Annotated in this window: 12 protein-coding genes; 7 read left to right on the forward strand and 5 right to left on the reverse strand. The window is 65.3% G+C overall.

What is annotated here, in order from left to right; genetic code table 11:
• The first annotated feature begins 241 nt into the window (after positions 1-241).
• Together OG394_RS15100 and OG394_RS15105 are read left to right on the forward strand one after the other, a co-directional pair.
• A complete protein-coding gene (locus tag OG394_RS15100; RefSeq protein ID WP_328995980.1) occupies positions 242-1,186 on the forward strand; it encodes a M48 family metalloprotease in 945 nt (314 codons plus the stop codon).
• A 248-nt stretch (positions 1,187-1,434) separates the two neighbouring features.
• Positions 1,435-2,502, forward strand: coding sequence for a hypothetical protein (locus OG394_RS15105; protein ID WP_328995981.1), 1,068 nt, complete (start codon positions 1,435-1,437; stop codon positions 2,500-2,502).
• A gap of 342 nt (positions 2,503-2,844) precedes the next feature.
• On the opposite strand, the gene OG394_RS15110 is transcribed toward OG394_RS15105, so the two are convergent.
• Positions 2,845-4,284: a hypothetical protein gene (locus OG394_RS15110; protein WP_328995982.1), complete on the reverse strand. Its 1,440-nt coding sequence runs from the start codon at positions 4,282-4,284 to the stop codon at positions 2,845-2,847.
• 583 nt (positions 4,285-4,867) lie between these two features.
• Positions 4,868-5,107: a hypothetical protein gene (locus tag OG394_RS15115; RefSeq protein WP_328996931.1), complete on the reverse strand. Its 240-nt coding sequence runs from the start codon at positions 5,105-5,107 to the stop codon at positions 4,868-4,870.
• Between OG394_RS15115 and OG394_RS15120 the strand changes: the two genes are divergently transcribed.
• Positions 5,069-5,731, forward strand: a complete 663-nt coding sequence (locus OG394_RS15120; RefSeq protein WP_328996836.1) for an undecaprenyl diphosphate synthase family protein — start codon at positions 5,069-5,071, stop codon at positions 5,729-5,731. The genes OG394_RS15115 and OG394_RS15120 overlap by 39 nt on opposite strands.
• A gap of 188 nt (positions 5,732-5,919) precedes the next feature.
• On the opposite strand, the gene OG394_RS15125 is transcribed toward OG394_RS15120, so the two are convergent.
• Positions 5,920-6,249: a hypothetical protein gene (locus OG394_RS15125; RefSeq protein ID WP_328995983.1), complete on the reverse strand. Its 330-nt coding sequence runs from the start codon at positions 6,247-6,249 to the stop codon at positions 5,920-5,922.
• Between the two features lie 329 nt (positions 6,250-6,578).
• Between OG394_RS15125 and OG394_RS15130 the strand changes: the two genes are divergently transcribed.
• The 4 genes from OG394_RS15130 (at position 6,579) to OG394_RS15145 (ending at position 9,822) form a co-directional block, all read left to right on the forward strand.
• The gene (locus OG394_RS15130) at positions 6,579-7,547 is read left to right on the forward strand and encodes an aldo/keto reductase (RefSeq protein WP_328995984.1); all 969 of its coding nucleotides are present in this window, start codon (positions 6,579-6,581) and stop codon (positions 7,545-7,547) included.
• Positions 7,541-7,762, forward strand: a complete 222-nt coding sequence (locus OG394_RS15135) for a hypothetical protein (RefSeq protein ID WP_328995985.1) — start codon at positions 7,541-7,543, stop codon at positions 7,760-7,762. Before OG394_RS15130 ends, OG394_RS15135 begins: the two co-directional genes overlap by 7 nt.
• 151 nt (positions 7,763-7,913) lie before the next feature.
• Positions 7,914-8,999 carry a phospho-N-acetylmuramoyl-pentapeptide-transferase gene (mraY, locus tag OG394_RS15140; RefSeq protein WP_328995986.1) on the forward strand — a complete coding sequence of 362 codons (1,086 nt, stop codon included), beginning with the start codon at positions 7,914-7,916 and terminating at the stop codon, positions 8,997-8,999.
• A gap of 649 nt (positions 9,000-9,648) precedes the next feature.
• Positions 9,649-9,822: a hypothetical protein gene (locus OG394_RS15145; protein ID WP_328995987.1), complete on the forward strand. Its 174-nt coding sequence runs from the start codon at positions 9,649-9,651 to the stop codon at positions 9,820-9,822.
• Between the two features lie 463 nt (positions 9,823-10,285).
• Here OG394_RS15145 and OG394_RS15150 read toward each other — a convergent pair whose 3' ends face one another.
• Both OG394_RS15150 and OG394_RS15155 read right to left on the reverse strand, forming a co-directional pair.
• Positions 10,286-11,680, reverse strand: coding sequence for an esterase/lipase family protein (locus tag OG394_RS15150; RefSeq protein WP_328995988.1), 1,395 nt, complete (start codon positions 11,678-11,680; stop codon positions 10,286-10,288).
• Complete coding sequence (locus OG394_RS15155; protein WP_328995989.1) at positions 11,677-16,584, reverse strand: tetratricopeptide repeat protein; 4,908 nt, start codon at positions 16,582-16,584, stop codon at positions 11,677-11,679. The genes OG394_RS15150 and OG394_RS15155 overlap by 4 nt, the downstream gene beginning before the upstream one ends.
• Between the last annotated feature and the right edge of the window lie 81 nt (positions 16,585-16,665).

Genomic DNA, 16,665 nt, shown 5'->3' on the forward strand with positions numbered 1-16,665 from the left:
TCCACCACCGACCTGGTGCTGGAAGCCCTTCACTGCTTCATGAGTCCGTAGGAGACCGATGGTGGCCGGAGGCGGGAATCAGGCTTGCGCGATGGACCGGGCGCGTGCCTACCCTGGACAGATGAAGGGGGCTTACGGCAACGAACCAATCCAACAGACGGCCACCAGGCAAGGGAATCCACCGGCCATTCCCGTACCGCAGCCAGTGACACGACCGGGTGAAGCAGGCCGCGGGATTGGTGTGCTTCCTCCACTACCTCGACGTTCAGGCGGCTTCGAGGCGTCCGGCTGGACCGACCTGTGGCTCGCACTCCCGTGGGCGCTGTGGTCATACCTGGCGTTGACGGCGGTGTTCGGTCTAGTCGTCGACCTGGACGAGACGCCGACACTGTCGATGGTGATCGCACTGTGGATCGTCTCGGGCCTGGCCGTGCTGCACCCGCGCACCGAGGACCTGATCGCCCGGTGGGTGTACCGGCTGCGGGATCTCACGGTGAAGGAGGAACTCGCCGTGCGTCCGGCGTGGCAGGAGGTGTGCGCCACGGCCGGCGTCGACCCGAGCGCGTACCGGTTGTGGATCTACGAAGGTCAGCAAGTGACAGCGCCGGCCACGGCCGGCCGCACGGTCGCGGTGACGAGCTGGGCGGTCGAAGAGCTGCCGCCACGGCCGTTGCGGGCGGTGCTGGCGCACGAGCTGGGCCACCACCTTGGTACGCCGCCGCGATGGTCGGTGCTGGTGCTGTGGTACTCGATCCCTGCCCGGCTGGCAGCGGTCGCGATCCAGCGCGGCGTCCCCGCGCTACGGCAGTTCCCCGCCGTGGCCATCGCGGCCCTGGTGTTCCTGACCACCGCGCTAGTTGGCCTGATGTTCTACGTGTTCTTCCTCGACGTGGGCGCGGCTTCGCTGCTGCTGATGCTGTCGCCGTTGGCCGGTCCGCCGATACTCGGTCTGGCCGGCCGCGCAGCCGAGAGGTTTGCCGACCGCAAAGCCGCCGACCTCGGCTACGGCAACCAACTGCAAGACGTGTTCTACGGCTGGATGCGGCAGGCCCGCACAAGCGGCACCACCCCCGGCGTGATCACGACACCGGTAGATCCGAGTATCCCGCGACGCCTGACCGCACTGGAAGGCCACCTGGGAGATGTGGCATACCTGCCGTTCGGTGGCCGTCCCGGCGCACCATGAAGCGGGACCGTCACTCGGTCCGCGCGGGATGCCACGTGCACCGCAGCGTCAGTTCCCTAGTGCTTCGTCGGTTGTTGCGGCCGCAGCTCTAGCTCGGGGCTCGTCCATCAGTCAGACTCCTCAACAGCAGCTCGTTGCAAGGGGGGCAGATGGGAAAGAAGGCGCGAGACGCTCGTCGGCGCGAGAGGCGCGAGCTCGATGCTCAGAGGGCTGGACAACTTCGGATCGCGGTGGCAACGTCACCGAGGATGACCAACGGTGAGATCGATGCTCGCCATGACGTCGAACTCGCAAAGGCCGCGTTGCTATACGCCGATAGCGTGGAGATGTACAGCGCCACCATGACGTTGATAGGCCACTCGGAGCTGTTTGCCAATAGCGGACCAGGCGCATTCGGCGACCTGCTTGCTGGCCTCACTGACGCTGAGGCGACCCATCTGATCCGCAGCCAGCTAAACCCCGATTGGCGAAACGAGCTGTCGTACCTGCGGAATCCCCAGACTCCAGCGCATCGTCGGCTGGCGCGGGAGATCGAGGAAGAACTACAGAAGGTCATCCGGACGTTTGTTCATGACTCGGGGGCTATCGATCTCGCACCAGCTTTTCGCGCTGGCATCGTGACGCAGTCCGACACGGTCTTGAGCATAAGCGGAGACCAAGCTGAAGCGTTCCTCGTAGAACTTCAGCGTCTATTGGCCGACAACTCGGTGCGGCTGCTTGTTGACGCTGAAACCGGCGAGTTTGCTCAGGCGTTGATCGATGAGGGCCTCGTCCAGCCTGGAACGCTCAGCTTGAAGCACGCAAAGGAAGCGTTGGTAGGTAGTGGTCTCATAGCGCGGCTTCCCGCGTTCCACCAAGCACCCACCGACGAGCTGCTGAACCTGAGGTCCGACCTCGGCGGTCCGCTTGCCAGGTATCGATCGGCAGTCGTGCAACTCTCCCAGACGCTGACGACCCCAGCGTTCGACACGGCAGCGGCCGAAGCAGTCAACGACCTTTGGACATCGGATGTGGCGCCCGAGCTAGTCGAAATTCGCGAATCCCTAGCCGATCACGGGTTAGTACGCGAGATCGTGAAATCCGCCGGCCAGGATGTCGGCTCAGTTATCAAGGGTGTTGCCGCCTGGCCGGCGATTTACATGGGACTTGATCACATGACGAATCTCAGCACGTGGGTGGCAGCTGCAGCCACAGCAGTCCCGGCGGCCAGCGCCCATGTCGGCAAGGGGGCAGTGGCTCGGTACACCGGACGTCGCGCCATCACGCGACACGAGCTCTTCTACCTGTACGAGACCAATCGTCGGCTGACTCACTAGACGAGTCGGGTCACCGTGGCGGCGTTTAAAGGTCACACCTTCAACGCCACTCGGGATCACCTGTTGGCGGGTAGTACTGGAACGTCCTTCGGCCCGAGGTCTGCACGTATCGCTGGGAGTAGGCGTTATCAGAGCGCTGCAGTATGCGTCCGTGGGGTAGAGCAGACGCACTGGGCCACTCCTGTCGAGCGGTCGGCAGCCCGGCGCTGGGACAGTCCTTCGCCGGGTCGCGTTTCTGGAACTCAGCTGCACAGTCGTTTGTCCGCTCACCCATGTTGAGACATCGTCATCGAAAGTCGCACACAATGGCCGCGCAATTGGGCAGGACTGCCAACAACTGTGCTATTCCACGACTCCCGGATCCTCCACCACCGCTATGCATCGCCCGAATCGTTGATCGAGTTGGAAGCGCCAAACATTACGGCCATCGGAGCCTCTGAATCTCGGCCGTTCGAGCCCCCGACTGAAGACGACTGGGAGCCTCCCAAGCGTGCGCCATGGCGAGTAACGTCGCTTGGTGTACATGATGTCTGTTACGTACTTATGCCCTTCGTGACAGAGCCCTAGCCAATGTCCGACTTCGTGGGCGAGCGTGAATCGACCCGTCGCAGCGGCAGTGGCGTTTCTCGGCCACAGATACGATACCGATGCTTGCCGAACGGCACCACGCTCGTCTACACGCGCGGTGACGCAACAGTTGTCGTCGCGATCGGCAGTCTGGCACGAGTTGGAGGGGTCGACAATATTCAGACCGAGCGTGACACCGCGAACGGCACCCGAACTTTCACGCCAGTTGGTTGGAGGATGTCCACTCAAGAAGGGAAACAGGACTCCGAAGGCAGCCAAGTCGCAGCCGTCTTTGAATTCGTTGTTATCCAAGAAGTCTGCGTGCTCGCGGCCCCCAAACCAGAACATCGGGAAGTCGTTCGAGACAGCTGAAACCTGCAGTCGATTCAGTTCTGTGTCACTCCACTGAATGAGAACGCCAACATCCTTAGCGATACGGGAGGCATATCTCATTGATCGGGCAGCATATTTGGGATGCATTGACAAGATCCTGAGGTCGGGAGCTCCGGTAGCCAAGTAACTCTCGATTTCCTCACGACTGGCTCTATCGCCAATTGCCGGAGAATACTCCGGTCCCCTCAATCTCTGCACCATCGCCTCTGGAAAGTCCTTCGGGTTCGACGGATACCTAAAGCCACCGAGTCCCAACAAATCGACTCCCCTCGCCCGGAGCAACTCGCGGAGGTCGGTGTCGAAGTCGTAGGTGTCGAAGCTGAGCAGATGATGTGATGCCTTCACGCGAATTCCCCACGGCGACCGGTCGATCCCCGCTGCCCTTCGGGCCGCATCCCTTTGACGGATGTCATCGGCATACGTCCGATCGATCAGGTCGGAGACAAATTGCCGAAGTCGATTTCGCTCCCAGTGGCGAGCCGACTCGTCAAGTGTCCTAAAAATACTGCTAGCGCCTTCGATACCTAAGATTACTCCGTCCGCAGTTGCCTTCAGGATATCGTCGAGAGAGTCGCGCCACCTGCCTTGGAGTGCGTGACCGAGCGAAGATCCAGCTGACTCGACGATCCGTCCAGAGATCCGAAGGGAACCTCCCAGAGAACTACCCAGGCCGGAAAGAATTCCGCCGCCAAACGAGCCGGCCACGCATAAAGCTTCACCATCGATGGAGCACGCCTGATCTGCGATCCACCCGCCGGCGCCCTCACCCGCATCCTCCACAGCATTCGCGGCTTCCTCCACGGCGCCCCCGACAGTCTCCACACCGTCGCGAATCGCACCGCCAACGGAGTTCGCGCCACTCTTGATAGCGCCCCATAAACCCACGTCAACCGCCTCCCCCCGCGTTGCACGCTTCAGCGCGAGCGCTTACATCCCTTGGTGGATAGAAAGCATATGAATGTCTTGATTCTGGCCGCCTTGAGCGAGCGCTCATTGTACCCACCACTACCGGATGAATTCGCGAAAAACCTCACGGTGCCTTCGCGACTAAGGATGCCCGCAGTTTATCTGAAAAGCGCTCCGACACCTTGACGCCTTGGGCGAATTCGACTCTGCGTTCAACCCCATGCCGACAAGCACGGCAACTCTGAAGCTAGCAGCGGAGTCTGCATACCGCCAGGGCCGCAGCCGATAGCGACGCTTCAGAAATCGAGCGTTTGCTGGATCTAGGTCAAGTTCTCAACACACCCCACCACGCAGAGAATAGGAGCGGGAAGGGCACCCGAGTGTGCATCCCTGATCAATGGGTCGCGCCAAGACACGACGTCAGTTGTCGCTAGTCGGCGGCCGGATGGCTGCTGTGCGCTCGAACGACGCTGCGGCCTGACAAATAGCCGGAGCTCGGTTAGACGAACTCGCCCCTGGGAGGTGTCGGAACGTCAGCGTCAGCGCTGATCTTGTCGGTGAAGTGCAGCTCCTCAACCGCGGGCTGATGAAGCTTGCGCGAGATGGATAGGTTGAGCGGATCGTGCTCTACGGGATCTACAAGTGGCGACTCCGGCGGCAACTGGTCGGCAAGCCGAGGGCGCAGCACGTCGGACTGGTGATGGACGGCAACCGCCGCCGGGCCCGCTGTCAAGGGCATGCGAACCCGAGCGTCGGTACGACGCGCTTCACGTCGAGAACGCCCTCGGCTGGTGTCAGACCGCTGGAGTTCAGCACGTCACAGTCTTCATCTGCTCGACCGAGAACCCGATCAAGCGCGGCAGAGAGAAGTCGCTACTTGATGCAGATGATCGGAGAGGTGGTCACCACCCGGCTGATCGAGCCCGGCGGGCGCTGGCAGGTCCACGTCGCCGGATTGGTCGACCGGCTCCCCGACACCACCGCGCTCGCGCTGAAGCAGGCCGTCGAGGCCACCAAGGAGATCGCTACCGGCAACCACGTCACCATCGCCGTCGGGTACGGCGGCCGGCAGGAGCTCGTCGAGGCCGTCCGTTCCCTGCTGGAGTCCGAGGCCCGCGCCGGCAACGACCTCGACTCTCTCGCTGACACCCTCGAGGCCGCCGGCATCACCAGCACCTCTACACCGCCGGCCAGCCCGACTCCGACCACCAGCGGCGAACAGCGGATGTCGAATTTCCTGCTCTGGCAGAGCGCCTACTGCGAGGTCTGCTTCTGCGACCCGTACTGGCCGGCCTTCCGCGAGATCGACTCCCTCTGCGCGCTCCGCTCCTACGCCGCCCGCCAACGGCGCCGCGGTGCATAAGGACATCAAGGGGGCGCCCGGTCCTCGCAGATTAGGGCTGTGCGGTTGCCGAGAACTTCGAGCATGGCCCGAGCTTCTTTCCCGCATCCGACACCGTTGCATCGAACACAACATTGATGCGTCGTGGCTAGGGCTACGGACGATTTCCATGGTCACAACGAGCATCGGGCCCAGGCGAGGCGATCGCATCACTCGTCGGCACCGGTACCAGGAAGTGTCGGAACGTCTTCCGGCTGCAACTCTGCTCGGATTCGGATGAGGCGCAGTGGGTGTCGGTATTGGCCAGCTTGCATGGCGGCGTCGGCGGCGACTTCGATCACGAGGCGTGGCTGCACCTTCAGCAGCGGCACCTTGGTGTCCTTGCCGCCCCAGCGGTAGGCCGGGATCTCGTCCGGCCACGGATGCGAGGGCCCGGCCGGCTTCAGTACCTTGGCCAGCTCGGCGGCCTGCGCGTCCTTCAGCGCCACGGTCCGCCCGACCGCCTCCAGCACCTTGCCGCGGTACCGACCCGCGATCACCGCCTCAGGTCGCGTCAGAGAGCCGGTAACCGCGCCCACGACCACCTCGACGGTGTCGCGATGACGGATCTTTCGTCGGGTCTCTAGGCGTGTCGCGCACTGTCGTGTTGAGCGTGTTGATCAGTACGTGTGCGACACCCATGTCGGGAAGTAGAGCTGCCTGGGTCGACGACAAGCAGGCGCCTGAATGGGGCCTCGCGCTGGCCGGATCGCCATGTGCGGACGCGGGGCTCCACCGATGTCGATCCATCGATTGCAGACCGGGGCTGCGATGATGGGCCCGGGTCGATTCGCTTGCGAGGCGGCTCGACTTGGGAGAGGTTGACGCAATGAAGTACACGCGTCTAGGGAAGACCGGCCTCAAGGTTAGCCGCATTGGTCTCGGGTGCATGAGCTATGGAAGAGCCGCGTCTGGTATGCATCAGTGGACGTTGGATGAGGCCGCCGCAGCGCCGTTCTTCCGACAGGCGGTCGAGTTGGGCGTGACCTTCTGGGACACCGCCAACGTCTACCAGGGCGGCACCTCCGAGGAGTTCGTGGGCCGCGCCATCCGTGAATTCTCCCGACGCGAGGACATCGTCCTCGCAACCAAGGTGCACGGGAGGATGCACGACGGTCCCGGCGGGAGCGGCCTGTCGCGAAAGGCCATCCTTGAGCAACTGGACGCGTCACTTCGCCGCCTCGGCACCGACTACGTCGACGTCTACTACATTCACCGCTTCGACGATCAGGTGCCGGTCGAGGAGACCATGGAGACTCTGCACGACGTCGTGAAGGCCGGAAAGGTGCGGTACCTCGGAGCGTCGTCGATGTGGGCATGGCAGTTCGTGAAGATGCAGCATGCCGCGGAACTGCACGGGTGGACACGGTTCTCGGCGATGCAGGATCAGTACAACGTGCTCAGGCGTGAGGAGGAGCGCGACATGATCCCGCTCTGCCTCGACCAGGGTGTCGGCCTGACTCCCTACTCGCCGCTGGCCAAGGGGCGTGCTGCGCGGCCCTGGGGCGAGCAGACCGCCCGGTCGTCTACCGACACGGTGGCCCAGGCATTCGACCGGGACGTTGACAAGCCGGTGGTCGACGCCGTTCACCAGATCGCCGAGGATCGTCGCGTCCCGATGGCGCAGGTCGCTCTGGCGTGGGTGCTGTCCAAGCAGGTCGTGTCCTGCCCGATCGTCGGTGCCACCAAACCCAAGCACCTCGAAGATGCCGTGGCGGCGCTAGAGGTGAGCCTTTCCGCGGACGAGATCGCGCCGCTAGAGGCGCCTTACACGACGCAGGACAACTACTGGTGGTGACACGTTGCCCGGCCGCTGCCGCGATCCGCCTCGACCGCTACCTCGCGGGAATCGCTCTGCTGGCCTATCTCGCCTTCACGGTTTCGCACCTGGTCTTCCACCTCGGCCATCTGGAAAGCGGCGAGCCCGGCTGGTCGATCGTGCTCGCGGTCTCCGTGAGTCTGATGGTCCTGGTCCCAGCCAGCGCCTTGCTCGGTGCCCGCAAGCTGACTTGACCACTGCGACAGACCTCGCGAACTGTTGGGACCTGAGTCTTCGCTATGTTTGACCGACTTGCCGATTCGCGTACCCCAGAATGGGCGGCGAGACGACTCCCTCTTGCCTCGAAGGGATCGACCACCCGAATGGCCGAGAGGGGCTGTAGTTGTGCGGGCAATACTCCTGAGCGGCGCGCTGGCCGTGGTCTGCTCGCTGCTGGGGACGCGGATCGCCGTCGGATGGTTCGCCCGTCACGGCTTCGGCCAGCCGATCAGGCACGACGGACCGACGACACATCATGTCAAGCGGGGTACGCCGACCATGGGCGGTCTCGTGATCCTGCTGAGTGCCGCTGCGGGATATTTGACGGCAACGATCTTGACCGGCGGGTGGCCGAGTGCCAGCGCTTGGCTCCTGATGTTGCTGTTCTTCGGCTGCGGGGTAGTGGGATTCCTCGACGACTTCATCAAGGTCTATACCCAGAACAATCAGGGTCTGAGTAGTCGGGCCAAGATGGCGGGTCAGACGCTGGTCGCGCTCGTCTTCGGGGTCCTGTCCACGCAATTCTTCGCCGACGAGCGCGGTGTCAGGCCGGCGTCGCAGTACATCTCCACCACTCATGACTGGGGGATCAAGCTGCCCCTGGTCGTGGTCCTGCTGGTGATCTGGTTCATCGTCACCGCGACCTCCAATGGCGCCAACCTCACTGACGGCGCCGACGGGCTGCTCGCCGGCGCCTCGGCGTTGATCTTCGGCGCGTACATCATCGTGAATGTCTGGCAGAACAACCAGCTGTGCGACTCCTCGCGGCCCACTGTGGTGCAGGCACAGTGCTACCAGGTGCGCGACCCTCTCGACCTCGCGGCCTTCGCGGCCGCCATCGCTTTAGCTTGTATCGGCTTCCTTTGGTGGAACGCCAAGCCCGCACGGATCATCATGGGCGATGTCGGCTCCCTCGCCATCGGTGGCGCCTTGGCCGGGCTGGCGATCATGTCTCGAACCGAGCTCCTGATGGCCGTCGTCGCCGGACTGTTCGTGCTCGAGACCATGTCCGTGATGCTGCAGATGAGCTACTTCCAACTGACCAAGCGACTCACGGGCACGGGGCGTCGCATCTTCCGAATCGCTCCCATTCACCATCACTTCGAACACCTGGGATGGGACGAAGTCACCGTAGTGATCCGCTTCTGGATCGTCGCCGGGGTCTTCGTCGCGACCGGGCTCGGGATCTTCTATGCCTCTTGGCTCGCCTGAGCCGAAGAGCAATTGGGTTCGTTCGGTACAGAAGTCGCATGGCCACTGGAACAGCTCAAGGTCCTCGGGTCGGATGCTTAGCCTCGCCCACGCTGGCGCTGAGTATCGACGCACTTGCTGTACGACTGCTTCAAGCTCGTCGCCTACAGCCGGATAGAGCGGTTCAAGCGTGGCGTCGTCGGGCGCCTGGGCACCAAATTGCTCGATTATGTCGATGGATGCGCCGACGTCCTGATGGCCAACGATGATCACTAGCACTCCCATGGGTGACGGCTCGAAACCTTGACCCGTACCCGTTGCCCCGGCAGCAAAGCCATACTCGCGCTCTCGAACCGCTCCACCGCTGCCACCGCTGCCACCGCGCCATTGCCTCATGCCTAGAGCAATTGAAGCAAGGTCGGCGGCGGCCAGACCCTGTCGCGTAATTCCGCCTCCTCGATGGTGCGGACGGGATCGCCGATGCCGAGCGTGCGACTCTGGTGGCATGGAGCCGTCCGATGGCGAGCTGGTCCTATCGGCGCGTGAGTACGAACCTCGGCGGTTTCGCACGAGGGCTGGCCTGCACCACTGCGGGCAGTTGTGGGCGGTCGGAGTAACCAGCTCGGCCTCCGTTGGCGCGCAAGTTGGGCCGGCGGGGCAGAATCAGCGTGTGAAGAAGCCCGAGGCCGACCCCGTGATCGCGCGCAACCGCAAGGCTGCCCACGACTACCAGCTGGGCGAGTCCTGGGAGGCGGGGATGCCGGGACGCCCGGAACGCCCGGAACGAGCTGATCGTGCAGGCGGTGGAAGCAGGCTGAGTCCGCGGCCGGGCCTCTTCCCGTAGGCCCATCGCACGCAGTACCGCGGCAGGTGGCGACTGCATCCGCCACCTGCTGGGGTACTGGCCGGTCAGAAGTCGTCGCCGTGGTGGTCATCTTCTGCTGGTCCGACGGGCCGTTCATGCATCGCCACCGGGAAGCTCCCCGACTAAACCCAAGCCGTACGCTGATGTTGTGGGCTTGACGATTCGGGATGGGCACAGGACCAGCACGGGTACCTGGCCTGACCTGGTCAGGCAGCTTGAGGTCTCGACTGTTCAGCCCAGTAGCACCGAGACCGCCACCTCCCCCTTGGATCGCGCAGTGCCTGACGACCCCGTCAACGAGTCACTGCCAGTGCGTACGAGAGGCCAGTCGCACGGCCGCTCGGACCGGCACTCACGCCAGCGCCGGCGAGATTGACATGTTCAGTGACGATACCTTTACTGAACACTCAAGGTTGCCATCCCCGAACTCTGTTGATGCTGCCTATGCGGGGTCGTCTGACCAAATGAGGGTGGTGGCGCTGACCGGGGCGATCGGGCTGCTGGGTTGGAGGCCGGTGACGTCGACGGTGTGGGCTCCGGGCGGTAGATCGGCGAAGGTCAGGTCAGCATGCCCGCGGGCGATGCGGGGTTGTCGACTTTGCAGCAGCTTCCGGTTTTCGTCGGTAATGCTGACCTTGATGGCGTGGCGGCTGTCGTCGTCGATGTCGATGGTGACGGCCAGGTTCTGGCCAGCGGTGATGAGGTCGGGCACGGAGACCCGGACTTTGACGGGTTGGGTGTTCATGCGCCGGACAGGCTGGGCGGTGATGATTTCTTCGATCTCGTCGAGAGCGGCCTGGTTGCGTTGGAGGTTGCCGTGTTGGTCGGCGACACGGTGCACCAGCGGTGTGTCCATCGGTTGGTCGTAGCCGATGGCGCCGGTGAGGGGGACGGTGGCGTCGCCGTAGTCGTTGTCAGTGCCTATGGTGTCCAGCGGGTCCACGCGGTTGTCGGACGTGATGCGCACGGTTGTCCATGTGGGTTGGCGGGTTCCGACGATGGCGTGGGTCATCGTCAGGCAGGCGGGTCGTGCTCGTTCGGCTGCCTGCAGGTCGGCATAGAACCGCATCGCGTCGGTGACTCGGGAAGTGCTGAGTTCGGGCAGCCCCCCGGTGACTTTGAGGAGTTGTCCTCCGGAGTCGATGCAGGCGTACTCGGGGAGGAGTTGGTAGGTCGCGGGCAGGCTCCTGGCGAAGGCGGTGAGATCAACGGATAGCGGTCCGATGCCCTTCGAGACGCCGTTGACGAGTTGTTCGACTGCCTTTGCGGACCCGCGGTAGGGCGTGCCGATGGTGATGAGTTTGCGGGTGATCTCGGCGCCGCCGCATTTCTCGATATACCAGCGGGCCACCAGGCCGCCCAGCGAGTGACAGACGAACACCACCTTTGCGTCGGCGCAGCGCCCTCCTTGAGAGCGCCACCGGTCGAGTGCCGGTTCGACGACCCTGGCCAGCCACCGACCGTTGTAGCGGGCCGAGAGGCGCCAGTCGTACGGAACCGGGACCAGGTTCGCCGGCGGCGCATCGTCGCCTGGCTGCTGTTCGCGGTAGCCGAGCCGGTTCAGCAATGCCAGCAGCCGGTCGTAGCCCTTGATCGGCGTCCAGATGCCGGGGATCGCGTGCACATCCGGCATGAGGGCGACCGGTGCGATCCCATCGCCCGGGTGGTCGTCGCCGATGCCGTCAGGTAGCTGGCAGTCTTTGATGCTGCGGCCGAAGGTTCGTATGGCCCGGAGGATCGCACCCCCTGAGGGTGCCCAGACGAGTTTGTCGTTGGGACCCTTGAGAGTGCTGCCCATAATGCCGGGCAGGACGATAACCAGGTCGGTGTTGGTCATACTCGCTCCATGGTGTCGCCGGGGTCGGTCTCGTCGGATTGTTCTGGGTCGCCGCGGCCGCTCGGGAGCGGTGCGAGCAGCTGCGGGATGAGGGTGTTGATCCGGGGCTCGAGCTGGCCGAGCTGGGCCAGGGTGGTGATCCAGGTGTCGCGGCTGGTCGGGTCCGGATCCACAGCGCGGGCTTCGTTGACCCATCCGGTCGCCGCGTCATGGTCGTCGGTGAAGGCGGCGACCACGGCGAGATAGAAGGCGGCGGTAGCGGCCTCGATCGGACTGGTAGCGGCAGACATGGCGCACTGAGCGACGGCGGCCAGCGACTCGGGATCGGACTGTTGAGCGGCTCCTCGGGCGGTACTGTGCAGCAGGTCCGGAAACCTTGACGGGTCATCGAGGGCGTCCAGGACATGCTCAAGGACGGCTTGGTCAGGGTTCGCGGCCAGATCGAGGAGCGCTAGTGCGCGGCGGGTTTGCCAGCTGTCATCGTCGGTGGCGAGCTGGGCCAAGACTTCGGTCACGATGTCGTCGAGGAGGTCGTCGCGTCGCTGGTGGAGGAGCTCTCGCTGGACAGTCGGTGATCCATTGGCGAACTCGGTGGCGAGAATTCTCAGCAGCAACGGCCGATAGGCAGCGGTCGTTCCCTGCACGCGAGCGGTCTCGCGATGCTCGCGGTATCGGTCGGCCTCCTCGGCCGGCACGGCCAGCAACGCCTCCTCGACAGCGCCGTCGAACGAGGGGTCAAGCAGCTCAGGGTGTGCACCGAGGTATTGGCACTCGTCCTCATATGTCGCGGTGTAGGTCCAGTCACGTGCGATAGCCAGCAGGTGATGATCGATATCGGCCCATACGGGCACCGGCTTGCCGGTGACATTCGTCCAGGCGAGGTCGAACTGGGGGTCGCTGGCCCGATGCCGCCGAACCTCGTCATGGATCGCCTCCACCAGACCGGGCTCCTCGCCAGCACAGTCGATGGCCTCGGCCAACCAGCCCGCCGCGTGAGCGTCGCCACCGTCCGCCTGCTGACTCCGAAGAATGAGCAGGAATGATCGAGCCTCTGGCGGTACGACTGACTGAGCCGCGTCCCACTCCCTGGCAGCGCCACCAGGTTGGTCGAGGTCGGCATAGTAGTTACCCAGGTTGTTCAACGCCTTGGCGAGAGCGGGTACGAACGCGGGGTTGTCGGCGGCCAGCTCCCGGGCCAGTCGGACGGCATCCTCGGTGGGTGGCAGCGCCTCGGCGTGCCGGCCCAGCTCGGCGTAGCAGTTGCCGAGGTTGTTCAACGCCGAGGCGAGGGCGGGCACGAACGCGGGGTTGTCGGCGGCCAGCGGCCTGCATAGCCGGACGGTCTCCTCGGTGGGTGGCAGCGCCTCGGCGTGCCGGCCCAGCTCGGCGTAGCAGTTGCCGAGGTTGTTCAACGCCGAGGCGAGGGCGGGCACGAACGCGGGGTTGTCGGCGGCCAGCGGCCTGCATAGCCGGACGGTCTCCTCGGTGGGTGGCAGCGCCTCGGCGTGCCGGCCCAGCTCGGCGTAGCGGATGCCGAGGTTGTTCAACGCCGAGGCGAGGGCGGGCACGAACGCGGGGTTGTCGGCGGCCAGCTCCCGGGCCAGTCGGACGGCATCCTCGGTGGGTGGCAGCGCCTCGGCACGCCGGCCCAGCTCGACGTAGCAGTTGCCGAGGTTGTTCAACGCCGTGGCGAGGGCGGGCACGAAACCGGGGTTGTCGGCGGCCAGCTCCCGATACAGCCGGACAGCCTCCTCGGTGGGTGGCAGCGCCTCGGCGTGCCGGCCCAGCTCGGCGTAGCAGTTGCCGAGGTTGTTCAACGCCGAGGCGAGGTCGGGCACGAAACCGGGATTGTCGACGGCCAGCGGCCTGCGTAGCCGGACGGCCTCCTCGGTGGCTGGCAGCGCCTCGGCGTGCCGGCCCAGCTCGGCGAAGCGGATGCCGAGGTTGTTCAACGCCGTGGCGAGGTCGGGCACGAACGCGGGGTTGTCGGCGGCCAGCGGCCTGCCTAGCCGGACGGCCTCCTCGGTGGCTGGCAGCGCCTCGGCGTGCCGGCCCAGCTCGGCGAAGGATTCGCCGAGGTTGTTCAACGCCGAGGCGAGGTCGGGCACGAAACCGGGATTGTCGGCGGCCAGCTCCCGGTCCAGTCGGACGGCCTCCTCGGTGGGCGGCAGCGCCTCAGCGTGCCGGCCCAACTCGGCATAGCAGGCGCCGAGGTTGTTCAACGCCATGGCGAGGTCGGGCACGAACGCGGGGTTGTCGGCGGCCAGCGGCCTGCATAGCCGGACGGTCTCCTCGGTGGGTGGCAGCGCCTCGGCACGCCGGCCCAGCTCCGCGTAGCGGTTGCCGAGGTTGTTCAACGCCTTGGCGAGGTCGGGCACGAACGCGGGGTTGTCGGCGGCCAGCGGCCTGCCTAGCCGGACAGCCTCCTCGGTGGGTGGCAGCGCCTCGGCACGCCGGCCCAGCTCCGCGTAGCGGTTGCCGAGGTTGTTCAACGCCTTGGCGAGATCGGGCACGAACGCGGGGTTGTCGGCGGCCAGCGGCCTGCCTAGCCGGACAGCCTCCTCGACGGGTGGCAGCGCCTCGGCGTGCCGGCCCAGCTCCGCGTAGCAGTTGCCGAGGTTGTTCAACGCCGTGGCGAGGTCGGGCACGAACGCGGGGTTGTCGGCGGCCAGCGGCCTGCGTAGCCGGACAGCCTCCTCGACGGGTGGCAGCGCCTCGGCGTGCCGGCCCAGCTCGGCGAAGCGGATGCCGAGGTTGTTCAACGCCGTGGCGAGGGCGGGCACGAAACCTGGGTTGTCGGCGGCCAGCTCCCGATATAGCCGGACGGCCTCCTCGACGGGTGGCAGCGCCTCCGCGCGTCGGCCCCAGCGGCGCAGCGTCGCAGCCTGATCGATTCCGGTCGCTGCGACGTCTGCGCGCAGATCGAGGGCTTGCTCTGCCAGGCCGCGGATAAGGCGCAGTCCTTCCTCGCCGGCGGCTGCGGCATGCCGCCAGGCGTGGTACCACAGGTACCGGGGCTGGTCAGCCGGGACACCGGCAGCCAGGAGGTCGCGATACCGCTTGAGCAGCGCGCGGGCAACCGGCAGCGCAGCGGGATCAAACGGCTGGTCGGGCCGGGCCGTGAACGACCGAAGGCGGTCAGCGAGTCCTTGGTGCGCGATCTTGTAGACCGCCACTCCGTCCTCGCCGTCTTGGACAACATAGCGGCCCAGGTGGTCCAGCACCCAGTCGATATCGGCCGGACCGATCGCGTTGGAAGCAACGGCCGCCGCCACAGCCATCCATTCGGCATCAGGGAAACCTGCACCCAACCCCCACGTAAGCGCAACCAGCAACCGACGGGCGAAAACCGCCGGGGGGCTATCTGCCGGTAGCGTCCGATGGCTCGGCGGTGGAACCATGGCTAGGTCCTGCTCGAACGCCGTGTCCATTGAGTCGGCCACTAGTTCTTGCCAGCCAGGCGTGTGGGTGTCAATCGGATTCGCACGCAGCTGATCTGTCACCAGCCTGGCGAAGAGGAACGGATGCTCCCCGCCGTCGAAGGCCGCCCGCCGCACCTGTTCGGCGACTGCGCCTGCGTCCATCCGTTGGTCGACTCCCCTCAGCCGAGCGACGACGTAGTCCGCCAGAGCATCCCGGCCGGAGTCCGCCCAGTGCTCATCGTCCAGGTCCATCACTTCGAGCGGATCCAGCACGCCGACTAGGCTGCCCGACGAGTCACCGCCGGGCTCGGGCAGGTCCCGGGTCGCCACTACCACAACCGCGTAGGGGGCGAGACGAGTCAGAAGGTCCCGGGTGATCGTAAACGCCTGGCCACGAGCTTCATCCAACCCATCGATCACCAACACCGGTGGTGTGCTGCTCCGCGGACCGATTGACGTCTGGAGGCTGCCGACCAACTGCGCGGCGTTGCGCCGGCCGGACGCATCCGGTTCAAGCACTGTGGCGCGCACCAACTGGCCGTCCAACGACTCGGCGACCTGATCTGCGGTGCGGCCACGCGCGTGCACATGCGCCGCCACCGACCGTTCACCGGGATCGGCATGGCCCCAGTCGCCCTGCGCGGCGAGACGTCTCCGTTCCTGCGGGTTGGCCACGCTCACCACCCGGCCCGCGATCGCGGACTTGCCGGTGCCGGCCGAACCGGTCACCACCCGGACACCCGGCTGCCCTGACGTCACCCAGCCCACGACCGTGTCCACTTCAGCCCGACGGCCGGTAAACCAGGAATGGTCCTCCGCGATCGCGGCGCCTCGGGCAGCCAGCAACAGGTGCTCCACCACCACCTCAGGCGCCCCGGGATCGAACAACGGGTTCGGAAACATCCACCATGCGCTGCCCTCGCGGCGAAACACCGGCTGCTGGACCTCGGCGTCCCATTCCGCCACCAGGGCCGCACCCAGATCCTCACCCTGCACAAACTCGTTATGCACCGACCATCGTCGCCGCTGATGCGGCGAGGTCGGCCCATCTTTCAGCAGCCGCCTCAGCTGCTCACCGAACAAGCCATCGATCGCGGTCTCGCTCGGCAGACACGACGCCAGCACACCCACCCACACGTGAGTACTGTCCGGCGGCCTCGACGCCATCACCGCCGACGCTACATCTGTCGCAGAAGGAACGCCCTGCCCAGAGAAACACGCATCGAGCACAACTAACAGCTGTCCGGCACCTGACTGGGCGCACTTGCCCGCCACCTCGCGCACCGGCAGGCCGTCCATCGGATCGGTACCGCTGTCGGCCGCAAGCAAGTGCAACGCACCATCCGGCGCCGCAACTCCATGCCCGGCCCACACCAACACCAATGGCTGCCCATCGGCCACCGGCTCGATAGATCTCAGAAACGCCCGCACGCCGGACTCGTCCGGATCGTGCAACGACTCACCCACGAACTCAGCGCCCATCAAGGCACGAAACGCGTCGACCCCTGCGACCGCATTTGGCAACTCGCGGTGCGCCGGATTCGTGTAGACGCCCACACCCAC

It is taken from the genome of Kribbella sp. NBC_01245, assembly GCF_036226525.1.
GTDB lineage: Bacteria > Actinomycetota > Actinomycetes > Propionibacteriales > Kribbellaceae > Kribbella.